This window comes from Vibrio zhugei, from assembly GCF_003716875.1.
In the GTDB taxonomy this organism is placed as follows: Bacteria; Pseudomonadota; Gammaproteobacteria; order Enterobacterales; family Vibrionaceae; genus Vibrio; species Vibrio zhugei.
Window position 1 is genome coordinate 675777 of the sequence record NZ_CP033077.1, and the last position, 18403, is coordinate 694179.

Genomic DNA, 18403 nt, shown 5'->3' on the forward strand with positions numbered 1-18403 from the left:
CATTAGCAGGTTAATTACGTAAAAAGTCTAATTTTTCATAGGGTTATACTGGTAATATTTTAAACAGTGATTGCATCGAATAGCATCGTGTTGTTTGATCTCTAAATAACGCTGCTCATGCTCATCTTTAACCATAGATGACCGCCAAACAAAACGCCTTGTTTTGCGAAAATAATCTGACCTTTATCACGGCTCATCGCACACCTTGATGTCGCTCCGGTTGACTTTACAACCCTACCATTATTAGATAAATCAAAATGACCATTAACAAGGAGTCTCCCATGGAAAATCCTATCCAATCTCGCTTACCACGGATAATTCTCATGCGCGTTCAGCGCACTTTTCTTGCTATGATAAGGATACTTTCCCTTGAACGAACTTTCTCACCAAACCCTCACAGCCTTTGCCGACGCTGACTTATGCAGCTTTGATTTGCATACGCTGACGCTTGACAAAGCTCAAGCGCATCAATGGTTACGAGCCGAACTACTGGACGAGTGGCATGAACTCAATCAACCGGATGTGATGCAAGCAAGGCATCAATTTTTTAATATTAAACACACCACGGCCGATGATTATCAAGAGCATTGGATTGAGCTCAATCACACACAATCCATTCTGTGTGGTATCCGCCATAAAGGGCTAAGCTCCGATCATCCATTTGTTCAGATTAAACCCAACTTTGTGATCGAGCATCCACAGCAATTGGCTGATATCCAAAAGGCGACGGCCCCTCTTTTTCGTGTATTTAATCCAAAGCACTTAGTGTTTTGGAGTGCAAAGCCATGGTATCAATGTCGCATCGAAGCACACTATGTGGCGGCTGACGCCAGCACGATTATCGCGCAGCCTGCATGGCCACAAGAACACCATATCGAACTACGCGCGGTCAAACACCATGATTATTATACGTGGTATCAAGCGATGTATACTGAGCTTCACCGCGATCAGCCAGATTTTAAAAACCGAGTTCAACCCAACGATTTAGCGTTGCTGCAACAAGCACAACACCAAAGCTTGTTATTCTTCATCTACTATAAGCAACACAAAGTCGGGCTGATCAGCGCGGAAAGAAGTCCGTTACTTGGTCATCAAGGTTTATATTTAAATGAAATACTGCTTGATAAACACTGGAGAGGGGTCGGTCTGGCCAAAGCCGCTCAAAAGCGGTTTATCGTACAAAATGCATCAAAAAACGATGTCATCTGGGGAACGATCAACGCCAATAACCTCCCATCACTTAACACCGCTTACGCGAATCAGCGTCGCAGTGTGCGCTATGAATGCTTTTTCCCTATCAATGACCTTTATGAGTGAGGTGCAGACCCCTTCTCCTGAACAGTGAGCGAAGACCAAAAAAAGGCGTCACCATTACGTGACGCCTTTTTACATAGAACTTTAGGTATGTCTCTCGCAGTAGCCAATAGGCACGAGCACTAAGACTGATTGCCCACCGCCCCGTGACTTGCCTCGTGCATCGTATGACGAACGGTGTGTTTAATTGTCATCATGTATTCTTGATAACGAAACCATAGATAGGTCGCGACAACCGAGAAGAATAGATACGACAATGCGAACACCAACGGAGATGTCATGAGATCCGCAGAGACGCCCCACATCACGCCGACAACCGTTACGGTGATTTTTGCAAACAAACCGCACAGCAACAATGCCAAAGCGAGTTGAGGGAATTTAGAACTGCGAAACGCAAACCAGTGGCAACAACCGACGGCTAAACTTGCCACGCCGAAGCCTAACAAAAAAGCTTCAATATGATCCGCAGACAAAAAGCCTGCCAATAATGACACGAGCAAAATAAGAATGTATTTCATCACAGTCACCCTAGCGTTAATACAAAAAGGAGGAACAAAACTGTCAAAACGCTAACGTTAAAACCCTGTAATACTAATGTTACTTGAGCTTAGTAAAAATACCAGCATAAAGTGGTATAGAAACTGTGACAATTTGTGTCTATGAAGGGAACACAGATAACCAGTGAGGTGACCTTGCTACACATAAAAGAACCTTATACAAAAATGACGCTCACGCCGCCTTTGTATAAGACTCTTGCCCACGGTGTTTTGCTTTGCGCACGTAGCTACCTTTGCCTTTTTTCGCTTTTTCCACACGGGTTTTAAAGACTTGACTGGTCACCAGTGCTTTTAGCGCATTATCTTGAATTTGACCGCGACCGTATTCGATATCCACAGGGTCGGTGTGGCTGGATTTTTTGGTACTCATAGTAAATCTCTCTCATTGATTAGGACTGTTAAAATAACATGTCATCGCGGTGAATTTTCGCTTATCCAAGCCAATAGTCAACAGCTAGCTCACTTATTTTTTATGTATCATCATTCTGTTACACTGGAAACACAACTCGACACAAAGTTTACGAGTAAATTCGAGAGGTTAGGCACTAAATCCGAAAAGATATTATTGACAACTGTCCGTATTACTCTAGACTCAACACCAGCTAGAAAAAAAGTTCTTTGTATACACATTGTTTCGTTGGATTACTTGTAACTCCCCCGTCGTGTCGTACGCAATAGCAATTTACTTTTCCACGCTATGGGCGCCGTGATAGGCCAAAAATTAATTTATTTAGGATATATGCTATGTCTACTCCAGTTACTGGTACTGTAAAATGGTTCAACGAAACTAAAGGCTTCGGTTTCATCAAACAAGAAAACGGTCCAGACGTATTTGCACACTTCAGTGCAATCCAAGGTGACGGTTTCCGTACTCTTGCTGAAGGCCAACAAGTTGAGTTCGTTATTACTCAAGGTCAAAAAGGCCCTCAAGCTGAAAGCATCAAAGTAATCTAATTTTACTTTCTAATTGATTGAAAATAGCCAGCGCAAGCTGGCTATTTTTTTATCGTTTATGCGACAAAATACGCCACATCCAATACCGTCGTTCAATCCAACCCTGTCATCAACGTATTTGCTCGCTCATTTACTCGTTTTCTTCTTCTACGGGTAATTCTGGCAACGGCGTATACTTCGCCTCTTCCACTAAGCCGGGAAACGCCTCACAAAACAAATCCATGAAATCATGACGAATCAGTTGTTCAAAGTGATTGGCGCGTTCGGTTGGACAGAACACTCTTACATGTAATTTTTGTTCGCCTGCTGTATGGCTAAAAATTTCAATATGCGGTTCTGAACTGGGTAAATCGATACCTGAATGCTTTTCAATCATGCTGTTATAACGACGAGCCACATCAATAAAATGCGCAAAGTGAACATCAATGCGTGCTTGTAAGTGTGGAATGAGCGGATAAAGATTAACAAAGTGTGGCACGATCATCGTAAAGTTATGAAACACATATCGCTTCATAAAGTTTAAATTTTTCACGGGGTAAGTAAAAAACATGCTGTTCGGAAGGGTCGCCGTTTTGCCTGTATAATGATACTGCCCATGCAACAAATCGATTTCTTGAATCACGGTAGCCATGATGTTGTGCTCAATCACCTCACCGCTGAGTTGCCCAACTTCAATCCAATCTCCGATACGAAAAGAACGAGAGCTGGCACGTTGAATCGAGCCAGTAAAACACAAGATAATTTCTTTCGACGCCACAACAATCGCAACGGCAATCGCGGTGACTGATAAAGCAAAATTACTGATTTCTGATTGCCATAAAACAAACATGATCAGCAAGGTACCGGCAAAAATCCCATTTTTGGTACGTGACATCCAAGCACGTTGATCGTCACTGAGAAATGCAACATCACCACGAATCAAACTTAGTAAAAGGCGTCGAGTAAACCAGATAACAAGTAGAATTAATCCGGTAAACAACAGCTTATGCGCCATCAAAAAGTCGAATGCGGTGTAAATATATTCCATTAAAGCCCCTACAGTTTTATCGTTTCGTTAATCTATTTAAAATGCGTACACACACTCGTTCATGCTACCCAACGCGCTATGGAGCGTGTCATGACCGAGATCGCCAAGCCCTAATGATGACCATCACTAAGAAGTCGTTCAGTATAGTCAATACTTATAATAAGGCGCGATTGTATCATTATCAGTGACGCTGTCATGGCTTTCATCCGATAATACCGAGACAATTCACGGCTTTTTCTTATAGTCAGTGCTCACTTCGTCATACAACGCACGCATGTTGAACACTGGCCATATTATGTATACCAAGCGAAAATTTCACTGACAACTTCGCCGCCCGTCACACACTTACCGACTCCCCCTAGAACCTCATGAAAACAATCATTACTCTGAATAGTAAAGAACATTATCATCAACCACCGCTCGTATAGCGTTGTCTTCACTGGTCACTGTACAACGAGTGTTGGGTTAGCGTACTGATGACCAGAGGACTTTATATGACGCGATTCTTACAGATTGATTGGGTATGTGATCTTGTGTGTCCATGGAGTTTCATCGGCTATCAAAAACTCGAACACGTTCTTGCTCAGTTAGACGACGATATCCTCGTTGAGTTTCATTGGCATCCGTTTGAAATTAACCCTAACCTTCCCGCTGGTGGCGACTTATTGATAAGTCACTTAATGGATAAATATCACATTAGCGCCTTGATTGCACAAACTTATCTCGAACGTGCGACATCGCACAGCCAATCGTTACCCATGCCGTTTTCTCTCACTAGCACAACCCATGTCTATAACACTCGGCAAGCTCATAAACTCCTATTGTGGGCGGCAAAATATCAACAACAATCCCCTTTGGCCCGTGAATTGTATTGCGCCTATTTTATTCACGGCCAGCCATTAGACGCGCGAGACACATTACTTGCCGCGGTCAAGCAGGTCGGGTTAAATCCACAAGAAGCGGCGTTAGTGCTGGACGATGATAATTGGGGAAAAACCGTGAGCAATATTGAAACACAATGGGCCAAAACAGGGATCACTGCCGTCCCCACTCTGATCGTTAACCGGTCAGAAACGATATCAGGTGCCTTTCATTCCGACTCCCTACAAAGAATGCTGCAAAACGCGGCCCAACAATCCCTGCACCATCGTCAGCATTAAGCGCGCACCTTATCATTTGAACCTCATCACAACATGTTGATTTTCATAGTTATAAACAAGTAATCACTACTCAGGTCGCACTTTACTGAGAGAGAATTCGCTACAGTGAGCCTCCCTAACTCCTCCTATCAACGTCAGACATTACAAGGAAGCATTACTGATGAGCCTTTCTAACTCTTGGTTAATAGCGGTGTGTTTACTTGCTTGCCTATCTGCAGCCAGTCCGCTCACGCAAGCGAAACAGGTCGAAGTGCATGATCCGGTCATGGCAAAAGAAGGCAACACCTATTACGCATTTAGTACTGGCCCGGGCATCACTTATTACTCTTCACAAGATATGACGCATTGGCAGCGAGCCGGTCGAGTATTTAATGATGAGCCTAGCTGGGCACGACGCGTCGCCCCTCAGTTCAACGGCCATCTTTGGGCACCAGATATCGTCCAGCATAACGGTCGATTTTATTTATACTATTCCGTTTCTGCGTTTGGCAAGAACACCTCGGGTATTGGCGTCACCGTCAATAAAACGCTGGATCCACATTCAAAAGACTATCAGTGGATTGACCAAGGAATCGTATTACAGTCCGTCCCCAATCGCGATGATTGGAATGCCATTGACCCTGCCATTACCTTCGATGACAACGGCACCGCATGGATGAGTTTCGGCTCTTTCTGGGGTGGTTTGAAATTGGTGAAACTCGACCCGAGCCTTACCCGTCTGGCTCAACCAGAAACATGGTATAACCTTGCAAAACGCGATCCGCAAGAAAGTCCCGCGGATGCCATTGAAGCCCCCTTTATTTTCAAAAAAAATGGTTACTATTATCTGTTTGCTTCTTTCGACTTATGCTGCCGGAAAATGCAGAGTACTTATCATATTCGCGTTGGGCGCAGTAAACACATTGAAGGGCCTTATCTCGATAAAAACGGCAAAGCAATGATGGAAGGCGGTGGCTCATTGGTATTAAAAGGCAATAAAGATTGGGTGGCATTAGGGCACAATAGTGCATACACCTTTGATGGCCAAGATTATTTGGTTTTCCACGCTTATGAGACGGCGGATCATGCCATCCAAAAACTGCGCATTTTGAAAATGGATTGGAAAAACGCTTGGCCAACGGTCAATGCTCACGATCTCAATCGTAATACTACGGTGCTGAAGCCCTAATTACGCTCATCCCAAACAAAAAAAGCTGCGTTATTACACGCAGCTTTTTGGTCGATACTTTACAACAGATTAGTGCACTGGTGCATCGGTGTCTGCGGAAAATTGACCGAAGTAGTGCTCTAAGATTTCAGGCGTCAATTTGCCTGCTTCTTCTAATCGCTTAAGCTCTGCAACAATCGCTTGCTGTTCTTCCAGCGTCGGCAATTTGACCTCTTCTTCACCAAGGCTGTCTTCCGTTATTTGCGCTAACTCTTGTTCAAAATCACTCATCAATAGACCCTATCCGTCTGTTTAACGGAGAGTTCCAAGCACTCTCCGTAAGTATGTATACTTAGAGTTTAAAGGTTCCCACTGTGCGATCAAGACGTGCCGACAATTCTTTTAGTGCATGACTTGCTTCGGCCAATTGCTCCGCCGTCGTGGTCGTCTCTTCATTAATCGAGTTAATCTCTTCGATGTTTTGATTAATGGTATGTACAACGGTCGATTGTTCTTCAGTCGCTGTCGCAACCTGAATGTTGCGGTCCGAAATTTCGTGGATACGTGTCGAAATCAACTGCAACATTTCCGCGGTTTCGTCGGACGCTTTCACACCATCACGCGACACGAGTTTACCGGCTTCCATCGCTTCAACCGCATCTTTCGCATCCGATTGAAGTTGGTTGATCATCTTCTGAATTTCATCAGTCGATGTAGCAGTACGACCGGCCAAATTACGAACTTCATCAGCCACTACGGCGAAACCACGTCCTTGCTCACCAGCACGAGCCGCTTCAATTGCCGCATTTAACGCCAGTAGATTGGTTTGCTCGGAAATACCACGAATAACATCGAGAATCGTACCAATCTCTAGAGTGGTTGATGCCAATTTCTCAACCACCACACCCGTACTTTCAATATCTCGAGACAGACGACCAATGACTTCTTTCGCTCGGCCCACCACTTCGGTTCCTGATACTGTTTCCGCTGTCGCTTGGTTAGCGCTATCGGCCGCTGTTGAAGCGTTCGATGCGATTTCGCTGATGGTCGCGCCCATTTCATTAATCGCGGTCACCACTTGCAGTGTTTGGTCACGCTGCTCTTGGCTATTATCGTGAGTATGAGAGGCTTTATTTGCTACGCTCATTGCCGCTTGCTGCAACTCATCGCTCGTTTCGGCAACTTCACGAATCGACTTATGAATTTTTTCAACAAAGCTATTAAATCCTTTCGACAATTGCGCAATCTCATCTTCAGTATCAATAGTGATACGTTGTGATAGATCGCCTTCGCCTTCACCTAAATCGGTGAAACGAGCCGCTAACTGACGAATAGGTTTCACAATGCTATTGCCCAACCAAATGCCACCTAAAATGAAGATAACAGCCACCAACACCGTCGACCAAAGCAACCGTTGAGTCACCGCATCCATATCGGCAAACACTTCGGCTTTAGGAACGACCCCGACTACAAACCAGTTCATGCTTTTCACATACAAGCTAGAAATAAACACGTCTTGGCCATTATGTTGTGTCTCAATCAAGTTAAAACCGTTTTTTTGCAGAAGCTGGCTTGATTGACGACCATATAATTGCTCAAGGGTTTCCCCGACCTTACTTTGCGTGCGGTGAATTTTTATAGAGCCGTTGGCATCCGCTAGGAATACATAGCCGGTTTTTTGAATTTTAAAACTATTCAAAAAGTTGACCATATCTGTCATGGACTTAGAAACACCCGATAAAGTGCCATCCCTTGTCGATTGATAGTTAACAAACATTTTCACCGTGCCATCAGGCTCTTGGAAAATACTCACCATATGTTGTTTGTTCGAACTGACAAAACTGTAGAACCAACCATCTTGCTGATGGTTTAAACGTCGTAAAAAGCCATTTTGATTCCAGTAATCCCCCGTACTGCGGTTCGCTACCGATGCATCGTTCAAATTGTATTGCTTAACGACACTCGCAAGATCCTCGACGAGAAGCTTTTCTTCTGTAGGATCAACCGGATCACTTTTCACCGTTCTTTTCACAAATTCACTGGTCGAAATTTGCTGAGCGGTATTTTCTAACGTGAGTACTTGCACATCCACTTTATTGCCGATTTGTTGCAACATGGAAGGTAACTCCACATCGATAAGACGGTGACGCAAGACATCGTGAGTTTCACGCTGAGCAATAACCCCTAAAATCATAGTGGACGCGAGTACCGCTAAAGTCATCCCAATGATGACTTTCTGCTTAATACTAATTCGATTGAATAGAAACATTCTTTTGCCCCTAGGCTGCTAGTTTTTTTCTATGTCATTATGACATCGACGACATAAACGTGCCGAGTTTTTAAACATTCTCATACACGCTGGTGTAAAAATAAGTAAAGGAAAACGATTGTATAGCAACCGTATGAGAATGTTTATCCTTACTTAGCGCTAAAGCACAATACAACCGATTACATAGTAAAGTTTTTTGTTACTGTGCTTGATGGTATGGTGGGGAAGGAACTTTTTTGCGTATCGCCGCACTAATAGATGAACGAACTCAGAGACTAACGTGTTATGCAGTCAGAAATTTTTCAAAGATTACAACAATACCTCAACCAACAAGTGGTTGGACAATCTTCATTGGTTGAGCAATTACTTGTCGCCTTACTCGCCGATGGACATATTTTAGTCGAAGGTCCTCCTGGATTAGCCAAAACTCGAGCGGTAAAAGCACTCGCACAGTGCATTGAAGGACGCTTTCATCGTATTCAATTCACCCCAGATTTACTGCCCGCCGACCTAACGGGTACCGATATCTTTAGACCAGAAACTGGTGAATTTACCTTCCAAGCGGGACCTATTTTTAATTCTCTGGTGCTGGCTGATGAAATCAATCGTGCTCCGGCAAAAGTACAAGCGGCGATGTTAGAAGCAATGGCAGAGAAACAGATTACCGCAGGTCGCAAGACATATGCTCTTCCTAAACTGTTTCTCGTTATGGCGACGCAAAACCCCATTGAGCAAGAAGGGACCTATCCCTTGCCTGAAGCTCAGCTAGACCGATTTTTGATTCATCTGGATGTCAGCTATCCACAAGCAGAAGATGAGCTCGCCATTTTGCGCCTCAACCGTGGTGAAGCCAAAGGCGAACAGGCACCGAGTATTCCTCATGTCACTCAGGAACAAATTTTCTCGGCACGTCAAGAGGTCCTGAATATCCATATGGCTGAATCGATCGAGAACTACCTCATTCGATTGGTGATGGCAACTCGTCAGCCAGAAAAGTATGACTCAACATTAGCGCAATGGATTGAGCTGGGCGTGAGCCCAAGGGCGACCATCGCTCTTGATCGTTGTGCCCGCGCCCACGCTTGGCTACAAGGACGCGACTTTGTCAGCCCGGCCGACATTCAAGCAATGATTTTTCCGGTATTACGTCACCGCTTGGTTTTGTCTTATCAAGCACAGGCTGACAATATTCATCCTAATCAGGTCATTGCACATTTAATGTCTCTCGTAGGTAGTGCGTAAGGAGAAGTCAATGACAGACGCGCTGCCACCGCACGCTGATGGCGTTCACCTCTGCGTAGATGAACTTTTGCCTTATCGTCAACAAACGGTTCGTTGGCTGCCACCTGCCAAGAGCTTGTGGTCTCAGTTATTAGGTCAGCATCAGAGTAAACAGCTAGGCCGCGGTATGGACTTTGCGGAAGTTCGTCAATATCAACCAGGCGATGATATTCGTGCTATTGATTGGCGTGTCACTGCACGTACCGGAAAACCACATACCAAACTGTTTACCGAAGAACGCGAAAAACCAACGGTATTGTACATTGATCTTAGTGCGTCGATGCAATTCGGTTCCTCATTACTGCTTAAGTCGGTTCAAGCAAGTCATATTGCAAGCCTGCTGAGCTGGTTAGCGGTTGATGAACACGACAGAGTGGGCGCCGTTATAGACACTGGTCATGCGTTATTTGAGTTGAAACCCACAAGCCGTCAAAAGGGGCCCTTACAGATCATAGCGCAACTCGTGCGCAGTCAGAATAACATGATGACGGATCTCAGCGCCCAGCAATCCCCTCACTCGATGGAACAGGGACTCCAAGCATTGCATCGGCTGTGTCCGAAAGGTTGTGATGTCATTTTGATTAGCGATTTTATACGCTATGGTGCGAGTTTAGAGCCATTACTGGGCCGATTAGTCCGCCGTAATCGAATGAAATTCATACATATTTATGACCCGCTAGAAATTGGAGACACACATTTTCGCGGAGCGGAATGGGTGAGTAATGGCAAAGATACGCGCTGGCTCAACTTTTCCGCACTAAATACCCGCAATGGGATTAAAAAAGCCTTTGAATCTCATCAAGAAAAACTAGAATTAGTGTGTCAGTCCATGAAAATAGACTACCGCTTAATCTCCAGTGGTATGCCTTTACTTAAACAACTAGCCGGATAATCAACTATGCAAAAATCATCATCGACCCCGTTACCACTATTGGATGTGCACCTTCCGGATGCGCCTTCTTGGTTACCGCTGGCATGGGGATGGTGGGCTGCGATTGGTAGCATTGTGCTTATCATACTCGCTATCGTGTTACGAATTCGTTGGAAACGGAAAAGACATGCGCCTAAAAAAGCGGCACTGCGTTTACTCGATCCTAAGTTTGGTTCCCAATCGCCCTCTTCCGCCATGGAGTTGCTGCGCCAAGCAGCATTGTGCTACTACCCTCGCAGTGAAATCGCGCACCTCACCGGAAAAGACTGGTATGCCTTTCTCGATGAGGAGTTAGGACGGGAAGTGTTCATTGCCAATGAAGCGCAATGGCAACAGGCACTGTATAAAAAGCAAACCAGCGAGCACGCATCGGCACTCGTCGAAGACTGCTATCAATGGGTGAATGAAGCTTTACCACCAGCGAAAAGGAGAAAAGGCAACATTGGCAAACATTGAACTCGTATGGTGGTGGGCCTTGTGCCTACTGCCACTCCCATTATTGATATATAAATGGGCACCATCTCGTCAAAATAGCGCAGCGATTACGTTACCCTACCTTCCTCAGCATGCTTCAGTCTCTCGTTCAAGTGGATGGGTGCATAAAGGGTTGGCACTGGCTATATGGGTATGCCTGCTTTTTGCCGCCGCGCGCCCAGTTTGGTATGGCGATCCAGTCTACGTTTCACCGAAACATCGCGACATGATGTTAGTGGTCGATCTCTCGTATTCTATGAGTGAAAAAGACATGCGCGACGGCGATCATTACATAGACCGTTTGACCGCCGTGAAGCACGTCCTCAAAGACTTTATTGCGAAACGTAAAGGCGACCGTTTAGGATTAATTTACTTTGCCGATCATGCCTACTTACAGACGCCATTGACCTTCGATTTGACCACCGTCAAACATCAAGTGGATCATGCGGTATTGAAGTTAATTGGTACCCAAACGGCGATGGGCGAAGGCATTGGCTTAGCGACGAAAAACTTCATCGATGGCAATGCTCCGCAACGCGTCATGATTTTACTTAGTGACGGCACGAATAACTCCGGTGTTATGACTCCCCTAGAAGCGGCTAAAATCGCTAAAAAATACCACACCAAGATTTACACCATTGGTGTAGGCGCGGGTGAAATGACAGTACAAAGCCTGTTCGGTTCTCGCACTGTCAATACCGCCAAAGGGCTGGATGAAAAAACGCTCAAACACATCGCCAAACTCACTGGCGGTCGCTATTTCCGCGCCCGTGATGCCGATGATCTACACAATATTTACGACAGCATTAATCAGTTAGAGCCCGTGAAGAAAGCCGCGCAAACATGGCGCCCACAAACCGAATGGTTTGGTGTCCCCCTCGCCATCGCTCTCCTCCTTTCTATGGTGCTCATGGTTTTAAGGAGAAATCATGTCTGATTTCGAATTTCTACATCCACATTGGTTATGGCTTTGCCTGCCGCTCATCGGTCTCATCGTGTGGCTCGCCATGTCGGGCAAGCAAACCTCGTTAATTGCGCCGCATTTAGCCTCATCACTGGGAATTGCCACGCGCAAAAAACAAACAGGACTGCTGGTTATTTTAGCAACGAGCTGGCTACTGGCTGCCATAGCATTGGCGGGTCCAAGTTTTGAGGAACAGGCAAGGCCGACCTTCTCAAACAACAGTGCCCGAGTGTTAGTTATGGACATGTCACGCTCTCAATATGCAACGGACCTTGCCCCTAACCGTTTAACTCAACAACGCTACAAAGCATTAGATTTGCTCAAAGGTTGGCGTGATGGCGTTACGGGTTTAGTCGCGTTTGCCAAAGGCGGTTATACCGTGAGTCCAATGACCAGTGATACGCGCACCATTGCTAACTTAGTGCCTGAGTTATCACCTAAAATCATGCCAGGGCAAGGCGCGAATGTGGTCGCGGGTGTCAAACAAGCCATGACACTAATGACCGATGCTAAAGCGCCCAAAGGCGACATCATCATCATGACTGATGGCATTGATGCAGAGCAAAGCCAAGCGTTGCATTCGTTACTAGCGAATACACCATGGCATGTGATTATTTTAGGCATTGGGACGCCCGCTGGCGCTCCGATCCCACTACAAGATGGCTCAATGCTGCAAGATCAGGGACACACCGTCATCGCTAAGATGGATACACATATCATGCAAACGCTCACCTCACAGCTTGGCGGACTTTATGTCCCCTACCGCAGCGATGGTCAAGACGTCGATACCATTTTGCGCCATACCCAAACTGTCAGCGCCTTAAAAGCCAGCAAAGGAGGGCAAACGGTGACAGAACATGCCAATAATGGCTATTGGTTAGTACTGCTATTACTCGCTCCCGCATTGCTGTTATTTCGCCGTGGCGTCATATTCGCGACGTGTTTCGTCATCACCCCTTGGCTGATGCCTCACTCAGCGCAGGCATCCGCATTTTTAACCGATAATCAGCAAGCCTACCAAGCCTTTCAAGATCACCAATATCAACAAGCAGCCAAGCAGTTTACTGATCCGCAGTGGCAAGGCATTGCTCGCTACAAAGCGGGCGATTATAAAGGGGCCATTGAGAGTTTGTCACAAATCGCCCAACCGGATGAAAACGCGCGTTACAACTTAGCCAATGCTTACGCGCAAAATGGGCAACTGGATAAAGCCGCAACCCTGTACGAACAGGTTCTGAAACGCGATCCGCACAATCAAAAAGCGCAAAAAAATCTGCAAATCGTCAAACGAGCCCAACAACAGCGTAAAAAGCAGCAACAGCAACAGCAACAGCAACAGCAACAGCAACAGCAACAGCAACAGCAACAGCAACAGCAAAAAAATACGGGCCAGCAAGACAACAAGTCAACCTCTTCCAAAACAAAAGAGCAACCACCGTCTCAAAAAGGGCAAAACAAACAACCATCATCGCAAGACAAGACACCCAACAACGCGCCCCAAAAAGCGAACCCGGTTTCAAACGAAGATAAAACGTCATCCAATCGCGCGTCTTCCGGGAAAAAGCCATCCCATGATTCTTCAGCCGATGACCAAAAACCATCCCAGCCGTCCAGCGGCGCGAGTGGCAAACGCCCCACCCCGCCTTCGTCATCTTCTCAGCACCAAGCCGCCGAGCAAGAGAAGAAAACAGGACAAGGACAACGCCAGCCCGCGAGAGCAACACAAGGGCAGCAACAAAGCGATAAACTGGCGCAACAACGTCAGCAAGTCGCCACAAAAGCCTCTACACGGCCCGTCGATCCGGCGTTGAGAAAACTCGACCAAGTAGAGGGAGCCCGCGATCCCAGTGAGCTCCTCCGTGCGCAGTTATATCTGCAATCGAAACTTCAACCACAACCAGATACGCAAGCGAAGAAGTGGTAACTATGAAACGGATAACCCATACCCTATCACTGTACTGTTCAGTTCTGTTGCTGAGCTTATTTAGCCTAACGGCCTCCGCGAAGGGCGATTTTTATGCCACGGTGAGCTCGAATAAAGTGGTCCAGAACGAAGTGTTCCAACTGACCGTGACCATCAATAGCCGAGTGTCCTCAGACGATATTGATTTCTCAGTACTGCAAAAAGATTTCCAAATGGGGCAACCCAACTTTGGTACCTCTACCAATATCATCAATGGCGATCGCAGTGAACAAAGCCAATGGACCATTCCATTGGCGGCCAAAGAGACAGGGATATTGCGTATTCCTCGCTTTACGATTAATGGGCAACATACACAAAGCATCGCCATTCAAGTCACCAAAGATCGCGACGCTCCCAATAGCAAAGATATCGTTGAAGTACACAGCCACCTTAGTCAAACAACGCTCTACCCCAGTGAAAGCGCACAATTAAAAGTACGCTTAATCGTCAAAGCCGACCTACGTCGTTTGCAAAACCAAACGATTGAACCGCCTAAAGTCGATGGCATGGAGCTCCATCCTGCGAGCGATCCTGACCAACATCAAGAGGTCGTCAACGGCATTCAAGTCACCGTCGTTGATCAGAACTTCCGCGTTACCGCCACCAAACCTGGGACCTTTACGTTACGTGAGCCTCAGTTTGAAGGATCTCTGGTATATGGCGGCAGTTATGGCAATCGCACCCGACTCATTCCACTCAATACCACGCCGAAAACCTACACCCTCCATGTGAAACCCAAGCCCAAAGACTATCAGGGGGCTTGGCTGCCAACCTCAAAGCTGCAATTAACTCAGCGTTGGCAAGATCCTGCGGGGCATACAATTAAACGCGATAGCGTCAAACTGAAAGTCGGAGACTCTCTGACACGTACCATCAGTATGCAAGTGGCTGGCATCGATAAATCTCGCTTACCTGATATCAAGATAGACAACCCGGATTCCGTGCGCTCATACAGCGAAAAACCGCACTTCTCTACGCTCGATAATGGCGATGTGCTCATGACAGTGAAACAGGTCGTCATTCCGCGCCAAACTGGCACGATAAGCTTGCCTGATATCCGCGTAAATTGGTGGAACTCCACCACCAACCAAGAAAAACTCAGTCGTGTTGCGGGATTAACCTTGCAAGTGTCACCGAGTGACGACAATCAGCCGCTCGCCAATGACACGCCACCGGCCTCACCTGAAAAGACCACCGTCATCACTAAAACCGATGCGGGTTTCTGGCCTTATCTCACGATAGGCTTTGCGGTGCTTTGGTTACTCACTCTATTACTGGCTTTCTATTGGAAGCGCTCCGCACCACGTCTTCATCGCGATACCTCAGAGAAGACAGCGAAAGTCGACAATGAGCAACCCACAACGCCTTTTGAAGCGCTAAAAGCCGCCATCTTGCAGCAAGATGGGATTGCTGTGAACCAAGCGCTCACCCAATGGCAGCAAGATCTCTCGCTCTCCCCAGACGAACAGACACAACTGGCTCAGGCCAAAGCGCACTATGACGAAGCGCTGTATTCCGAGAGTACCAAAGACAATGACGGCGAATCGTTATTACAACTGGTAAAACGCTTGGAAAAGGCGACGAAAAAACGCCGTAAGCCGACCAAGGAGTCATTACCGCCACTCTAAAGCGTGCGCTAAGGAAAACAAGCTACGGAAAACAAAAAGGCACCGCGTATAAGCGGTGCTTTTTTATCGCCAAGCATGCACACGTCATCGCCGTGCCCACTTCTCTTTCACCATATTCACTTGGCGTTGCACCCAAGGGGTTAGTCGATGATATTGGTAGGGTACCAATAGAAAAATGACGTTTTCCAAGGCAATCGCACCAAATAAATCCGCAGGTCGATGCATGCCTAACCAAAGCCTTGAATAGGCAACGCCAGCGGCCCACAGTAATAATACCGCGCACACGGCGTAGCGTTTCTTCATTAATAATAAGCGACTGAAAAATAACAAACATAATGTCACGAACGTGGTATGTCCCGATGGAAAAGAGTAATTCACTTGGGATTTCCAATTCGACCACCGCCATTGAGACACTGTCTCTTTCATGGCGACGATTTTTTGCGTCTTAGCGTGATGAGTAAAGGTATAGAAGTCTCGTGGCGACGCGATAACCTGAGACTTCGCCATTACCGTCGTATAAGGTCTTGGGCTATGCGTCACTTGCTTCATGACGTGTTTTAACCCGACGCTAAGCACCAGTAATAATAGCAATTGAATCAATGCATTAATCTTGAATTCTGTATTCATATCGGCACGCCAAAACACACAAAACAGTAAGACGAGCAAGCTCAATACACAGCCAAACGAAGACGCACTTGCCGAGAAGCCATTCCAAATCATCCCAATGACAGCCCGCGGCGAAGACAGCAAATCGACAGGATAAAGCAAGTGTGACATGGCCGTCATGACCAACAAGAAAATGGTGATAATGACGAGATGATATTTGAATCGGTCAAAAAGCGGAGTGTATCGGTTCATAATTGATAACGAAAACATGAAGAAATAAAGTCAAAAAAGTAGGCTATGACGTACACGTAGCGTCAGTGAATGTCATCAAACAAGCAGAAAGCGGCATAACAAAAAACCGTCCGTTCTAGCGAGAAGAACGGACGGTTTGTTCGCATCGTGGGGGCTAAACCATGATCACGTTACGTGAATAACGGATGGCTTTACCACACGTAAAGCGTCTTACTTTTCGTTCCAGCGAGTGATGGATTCAGCAATCACAGCTTTCGCTTCTTCAATCGATCCCCAGCTTTCAACCGTTGTTGTGCCTGGTTTTTTCAGATCTTTATAATGATTGAAGTGGAATTCAATTTGCTTGATCAGCTGAGGAGGAAGGTCATCAAGCGTTTCAATAGCATTACCTGTGTTACGGTCATCAGCAGGAACCACAACAACTTTATCATCCACTTCGCCATCATCGACAAACTTCATCACGCCGATCACTTTTGCTTCAAGGAAAATACCGGTGGTTAGCGGCTGGTCAGTAATGATCAACGCATCTAGCTCATCGCCATCTTCATCCAACGTTTGTGGAATAAAGCCATAGTTTGTTGGTTTTGCGAAAATTGCAGGCTCAACGCGATCCAGCTCAAAAACAGCCAGTTCACGGTTCCATTCAATTTTATGATTGCTACCTGCTGGGATCTCAACAACAACGTTGACCAAACCGTTGTCATAATCACCAGGAGTTAAAATTTTGTTAAAATCTGACATTTCAGGTTCCTGTATAAGTACTTCGTTTCCGACGTATTTTATCAGCTTTTAGATCGCAGCGGTATCCTTAACTGCCATCCAAATAACAAGATAGAATATCCATCGTCGTCGCAGTGGATGCGGTTTCAAGCTTAGCCGCAAGGCGTTGTGCGATTGCGATGAAAAAACGACCCATCAAACGCCCACATTTTACCCAAACTGACAATCACAACGGGCGCAGCAAACTATCCAGTTTCGGGTGAACCACTTTCCGTTTGACCGTCACCGAGTAAAAGCTTTCATACACATCAGGCAGTAACATGTAGCGTTTTAAGATGCCATTATCGAGCTCATCTTTTACCACGACTTCCGGCATCACTGCCAAAGCACCAGTGTCACGAGTCAATAGGCGCAGCATGGCCATATCATCGGATTCCGCCACAATAATCGGCTTTAAATGATATTGAGCCGAGAACGAATTGAATGCGGCGCGCAATGGGTTTTCCCCATACGGCAATACCCAGCGTTGCTGGCGATAGCGTTCGTCGAATTCTTCATTGAGATCCAATCCCGGTGGTCCAATGATTGCCACCGCTTGACGGGCTAGCACTCGGCTCTGCCAATGGGGTTTACTGGCATCATGCAAAGGCGTATTGGTGAGCGCCACATCAATCTTTAATTCATTCAAGGCTTCTAACAGCCCGGTCTGACTCATCGATTGTAAAACATAACCACAATCACTTTGTGTGATTAAGGGTTGGATAAATTGCTCAATAAAGTTACGAGAAATGGTCGATAGCATGCCAATTCGAATGGTCGAACCAGCTAATCCCTTGCCACTGGTCAATAATTTCTCTAATTCTTCACCGTTATGAAAGATATCATCAGCATAATTTAGCGCATGATATCCCCCCTCAGTTAGGATGAGACGTCGCCCTTTACGCTCAAATAATTGGACATTCAAAGATTGCTCTAACTGTTTGATTTGAGAGGATAAAGCGGACTGAGAAATGTGCAAGTTTTGCGCGGCTTGCGTCAAGTTCCCCTGCTTCGCGACTTGCCAAAAATAGTATAGGTGATGATAGTTGAGTCGGCTCATAGTTCTCTTAAACAGAATGATTTGTCATTAATTATGTATTTTACTTAACATTCATAC

At 46.0% G+C, this 18403-nt stretch carries 18 protein-coding genes; 10 read left to right on the forward strand and 8 right to left on the reverse strand.

Annotation, left to right across the window (positions count from 1 at the left end; genetic code table 11):
• Nucleotides 1–369 precede the first annotated feature (369 nt).
• Nucleotides 370–1317, forward strand: a complete 948-nt coding sequence (locus tag EAE30_RS03170) for a hypothetical protein (RefSeq protein WP_123014626.1) — start codon at nt 370–372, stop codon at nt 1315–1317.
• Nucleotides 1318–1436: 119 nt separating this feature from the next.
• On the opposite strand, the gene EAE30_RS03175 is transcribed toward EAE30_RS03170, so the two are convergent.
• Together EAE30_RS03175 and EAE30_RS03180 are read right to left on the reverse strand one after the other, a co-directional pair.
• On the reverse strand, nt 1437–1832 hold the full coding sequence (locus EAE30_RS03175; RefSeq protein ID WP_123014627.1) for an NADH:ubiquinone oxidoreductase: 396 nt from the start codon (nt 1830–1832) through the stop codon (nt 1437–1439).
• 211 nt (nt 1833–2043) lie between these two features.
• Nucleotides 2044–2241 carry an alternative ribosome-rescue factor A gene (locus tag EAE30_RS03180; RefSeq protein ID WP_123014628.1) on the reverse strand — a complete coding sequence of 66 codons (198 nt, stop codon included), beginning with the start codon at nt 2239–2241 and terminating at the stop codon, nt 2044–2046.
• A 374-nt stretch (nt 2242–2615) separates the two neighbouring features.
• Between EAE30_RS03180 and EAE30_RS03185 the strand changes: the two genes are divergently transcribed.
• A complete protein-coding gene (locus tag EAE30_RS03185; protein ID WP_123014629.1) occupies nt 2616–2825 on the forward strand; it encodes a cold-shock protein in 210 nt (69 codons plus the stop codon).
• A gap of 130 nt (nt 2826–2955) precedes the next feature.
• Here EAE30_RS03185 and EAE30_RS03190 read toward each other — a convergent pair whose 3' ends face one another.
• A complete protein-coding gene (locus EAE30_RS03190) occupies nt 2956–3852 on the reverse strand; it encodes a mechanosensitive ion channel family protein (RefSeq protein WP_123014630.1) in 897 nt (298 codons plus the stop codon).
• A gap of 494 nt (nt 3853–4346) precedes the next feature.
• Here EAE30_RS03190 and EAE30_RS03195 point away from each other — a divergent pair, with 494 nt between their 5' ends.
• Nucleotides 4347–5012: a DsbA family oxidoreductase gene (locus EAE30_RS03195; RefSeq protein ID WP_164711776.1), complete on the forward strand. Its 666-nt coding sequence runs from the start codon at nt 4347–4349 to the stop codon at nt 5010–5012.
• A 160-nt stretch (nt 5013–5172) separates the two neighbouring features.
• Nucleotides 5173–6180, forward strand: coding sequence for an arabinan endo-1,5-alpha-L-arabinosidase (locus EAE30_RS03200; protein ID WP_123014632.1), 1008 nt, complete (start codon nt 5173–5175; stop codon nt 6178–6180).
• A gap of 69 nt (nt 6181–6249) precedes the next feature.
• On the opposite strand, the gene EAE30_RS03205 is transcribed toward EAE30_RS03200, so the two are convergent.
• Nucleotides 6250–6450 carry a restriction endonuclease subunit S gene (locus EAE30_RS03205; RefSeq protein WP_123014633.1) on the reverse strand — a complete coding sequence of 67 codons (201 nt, stop codon included), beginning with the start codon at nt 6448–6450 and terminating at the stop codon, nt 6250–6252.
• A gap of 61 nt (nt 6451–6511) precedes the next feature.
• The gene (locus EAE30_RS03210; protein ID WP_123014634.1) at nt 6512–8428 is read right to left on the reverse strand and encodes a methyl-accepting chemotaxis protein; all 1917 of its coding nucleotides are present in this window, start codon (nt 8426–8428) and stop codon (nt 6512–6514) included.
• A 285-nt stretch (nt 8429–8713) separates the two neighbouring features.
• Between EAE30_RS03210 and EAE30_RS03215 the strand changes: the two genes are divergently transcribed.
• The 6 genes from EAE30_RS03215 to EAE30_RS03240 are packed head-to-tail and all read left to right on the forward strand — an operon-like array spanning nt 8714 to nt 15669.
• Nucleotides 8714–9670, forward strand: coding sequence for an AAA family ATPase (locus EAE30_RS03215; RefSeq protein WP_123014635.1), 957 nt, complete (start codon nt 8714–8716; stop codon nt 9668–9670).
• A 10-nt stretch (nt 9671–9680) separates the two neighbouring features.
• Nucleotides 9681–10601, forward strand: coding sequence for a DUF58 domain-containing protein (locus EAE30_RS03220; protein WP_123014636.1), 921 nt, complete (start codon nt 9681–9683; stop codon nt 10599–10601).
• A 6-nt stretch (nt 10602–10607) separates the two neighbouring features.
• Nucleotides 10608–11096 carry a DUF4381 domain-containing protein gene (locus EAE30_RS03225; protein ID WP_123014637.1) on the forward strand — a complete coding sequence of 163 codons (489 nt, stop codon included), beginning with the start codon at nt 10608–10610 and terminating at the stop codon, nt 11094–11096.
• Nucleotides 11083–12051 carry a VWA domain-containing protein gene (locus tag EAE30_RS03230; protein WP_123014638.1) on the forward strand — a complete coding sequence of 323 codons (969 nt, stop codon included), beginning with the start codon at nt 11083–11085 and terminating at the stop codon, nt 12049–12051. The genes EAE30_RS03225 and EAE30_RS03230 overlap by 14 nt, the downstream gene beginning before the upstream one ends.
• Entirely contained in the window at nt 12044–14002 is a 1959-nt protein-coding gene (locus EAE30_RS03235; protein WP_123014639.1) for a vWA domain-containing protein, read from the forward strand. Before EAE30_RS03230 ends, EAE30_RS03235 begins: the two co-directional genes overlap by 8 nt.
• 2 nt (nt 14003–14004) lie before the next feature.
• Complete coding sequence (locus tag EAE30_RS03240; RefSeq protein WP_241967530.1) at nt 14005–15669, forward strand: BatD family protein; 1665 nt, start codon at nt 14005–14007, stop codon at nt 15667–15669.
• 84 nt (nt 15670–15753) lie between these two features.
• On the opposite strand, the gene EAE30_RS03245 is transcribed toward EAE30_RS03240, so the two are convergent.
• The 3 genes from EAE30_RS03245 to EAE30_RS03255 all read right to left on the reverse strand — a co-directional run bounded on the left by EAE30_RS03245 (nt 15754) and on the right by EAE30_RS03255 (nt 18346).
• Nucleotides 15754–16527: a phosphatase PAP2 family protein gene (locus tag EAE30_RS03245; protein WP_164711777.1), complete on the reverse strand. Its 774-nt coding sequence runs from the start codon at nt 16525–16527 to the stop codon at nt 15754–15756.
• A 210-nt stretch (nt 16528–16737) separates the two neighbouring features.
• Nucleotides 16738–17268, reverse strand: coding sequence for an inorganic diphosphatase (locus EAE30_RS03250; protein WP_123014641.1), 531 nt, complete (start codon nt 17266–17268; stop codon nt 16738–16740).
• 205 nt (nt 17269–17473) lie between these two features.
• Nucleotides 17474–18346: a LysR family transcriptional regulator gene (locus EAE30_RS03255; protein WP_123014642.1), complete on the reverse strand. Its 873-nt coding sequence runs from the start codon at nt 18344–18346 to the stop codon at nt 17474–17476.
• Nucleotides 18347–18403 lie beyond the last annotated feature (57 nt).